A 2,074-nucleotide genomic window follows, 5' to 3' on the forward strand; every position below is an offset into this window, starting at 1 on the left:
GGCTGACCTTGATCAGCACCTGGCTGGGGCCCGGTGTCGGCACCGCGATGCTGCCCGGCTCGAGATAGGGCTCCATCGCCTCCAGCACACTGCCGCTCCGCGTCCTGGTGTAGCCATCGCCGACAAGCAGCAGCGCCTTCATTTCGGATGGGACGGTCATCGGAACACTCCTCGCTCGAGCCTCGAGTCGCGCCCGCATGACGATGCCGGCGCTCAAACCTTCTCCTGCGTGTATTTCCTCAACTCCGTCCGCGCCACCTGACGGCGATGCACGGCGTCCGGCCCGTCGGCAAGGCGCAAGGTCCGCAGATGCGTCCACGACCGCGCCAGCGGTGTGTCCTGGCTGATGCCTTGCGCGCCGAACATCTGCACCGCCTCGTCGGTGACCTTGAGCGCGACGCGCGGTGCGACCACCTTGATCTGGCTGATCCAGGGAGCAGCGGCCCGCGCATCGCCCTGGTCGATCATCCACGCCGCCTTGAGGCAGAGCAGCCGCGCCATCTCGATCTCCATGCGGCATTCGGCGATGATGTCGAAATTGGCGCCGAGCTTTGCCAGCTTCTGGCCGAAGGCCTCGCGGCGCACGGAACGCTGGCACAGCATCTCGAGCGCCATCTCGGCCTGTCCGATGGCGCGCATGCAGTGGTGGATGCGGCCGGGACCGAGCCGCCCTTGCGCGATCTCGAACCCCCTGCCCTCGCCGAGGATCAGGTTCGACGCCGGTACGCGCACATTGTCGAAGCGAAGATGCATGTGGCCATGCGGCGCGTCGTCATCGCCATAGACCTGCATGGCCCGCACCTTGGTCACGCCTTTGGTGTCTGATGGCACCAGGATCATCGAATGGCGGCGGTGCTGCGGCTCGTCATCGCCCCCGGTCCTGACCATGACGATGTAGATGGCGCAGCGCGGATCGCCGGCGCCCGAAGCCCACCATTTCTCGCCATTGAGCACATAGTCGCCGCCGTGGCGTTCACAACGCATGGCAATGTTGGTGGCATCGGATGAAGCGACATCCGGCTCGGTCATCAGATAGGCCGAGCGGATATTGCCGTCGAGCAGCGGTTCCAGCCATGCTTTCTTGTGGTCGGCCGAGCCGTATCGCTCCAGCACCTCCATGTTGCCGGTGTCGGGCGCCGAGCAGTTGAAGGTCTCGGCGCCGAGATGCGCCTTGCCCATCTCTTCGGCCAGATAGGCGTATTCGACAGTGGAAAGGCCATAGCCGCGTTCCGAGCCGGTCAGCCAGAAATTCCACAGGCCGCGCTCTCTTGCGGTCTTCTTCAGCCCTTCGAGGATCTCGCTCTGACGCGCACTGTAGACCCAGCGGCTGCCTGCCTTGCCCACTTCGCTGAGGAATTCATGGTCGAGCGGCATGATCTCGTCGCGCACCATGGCCGCGACGCGCGCGTGGATTGGCTTCAGCCGCTCGGTCATGCCGAGATTCATCTCCGTCATCGGTCGCTAACCCTTCATACACGCCAGGCATTTTGTCAGTGGCAAGGATGACCGTACTTCGGATAGCCTTGTCAACGAACTGTTTGCCCGCATGCCGAGCGCGGAGAATTGTGATGAGCTATCTGGACGAACTGTTTTCGGTGGCCGGCAAGACCGCGCTGGTGACGGGTGCGGCGACCGGCATCGGCCGCATGGCGGCGACCGCGCTGGTCAGGGCCGGCGCCAGCGTGATGATCGCGTCGCGCAAGGGCGAGGATTGTATCAAGGTCGCCGAAGAGTTGAACCAGCTTGGTGCACCGGGCCGGGCCGACGGCTTCGTCGGCGACGTTTCCAGCGAAGCCGGCATCGCCGCACTCGTCGCCGAGGTCAAATCGCGCACCGAACGGCTGAACATTCTGGTCAACAACGCCGGCGTCTCCTGGGGCGCGCCGCTGGAAAGCTTCCCCTATTCGGCATGGGCCAAGGTGTTTGGCGTCAACGTCACCGCGGTCTTCCATCTGACGCGCGAATTGCTGCGGCTGCTCGATGCCGCCGCCAGCGACGCCGATCCGGCCAGGGTGATCAACCTCGGTTCGGTAATGGGCACGCAGCCGCTGGCCGACGACGCCTATTCCTACAC

At 64.7% G+C, this 2,074-nt stretch carries 2 protein-coding genes; one reads left to right on the forward strand and one right to left on the reverse strand.

The window, feature by feature from the left end:
* Positions 1 to 213 precede the first annotated feature (213 nt).
* Positions 214 to 1,455: an acyl-CoA dehydrogenase family protein gene (locus tag EN969_RS28315; protein WP_063168968.1), complete on the reverse strand. Its 1,242-nt coding sequence runs from the start codon at positions 1,453 to 1,455 to the stop codon at positions 214 to 216.
* 113 nt (positions 1,456 to 1,568) lie between these two features.
* On the opposite strand from EN969_RS28315, the gene EN969_RS28320 reads away from it, so the two are divergent.
* The coding region (locus tag EN969_RS28320) for an SDR family NAD(P)-dependent oxidoreductase (protein WP_127419591.1) at positions 1,569 to 2,074 on the forward strand (506 nt) is incomplete at its 3' end.

This window comes from Mesorhizobium sp. M7A.F.Ca.CA.003.01.2.1 (assembly GCF_003998945.1).
In the GTDB taxonomy this organism is placed as follows: Bacteria; Pseudomonadota; Alphaproteobacteria; order Rhizobiales; family Rhizobiaceae; genus Mesorhizobium; species Mesorhizobium ciceri.

Excerpts from the sequence above, each read along its gene's own strand:
- EN969_RS28315 (WP_063168968.1), bottom strand. The coding sequence starts at position 1,455 with ATGACGGAGATGAATCTCGGCATGACCGAGCGGCTGAAGCCAATCCAC.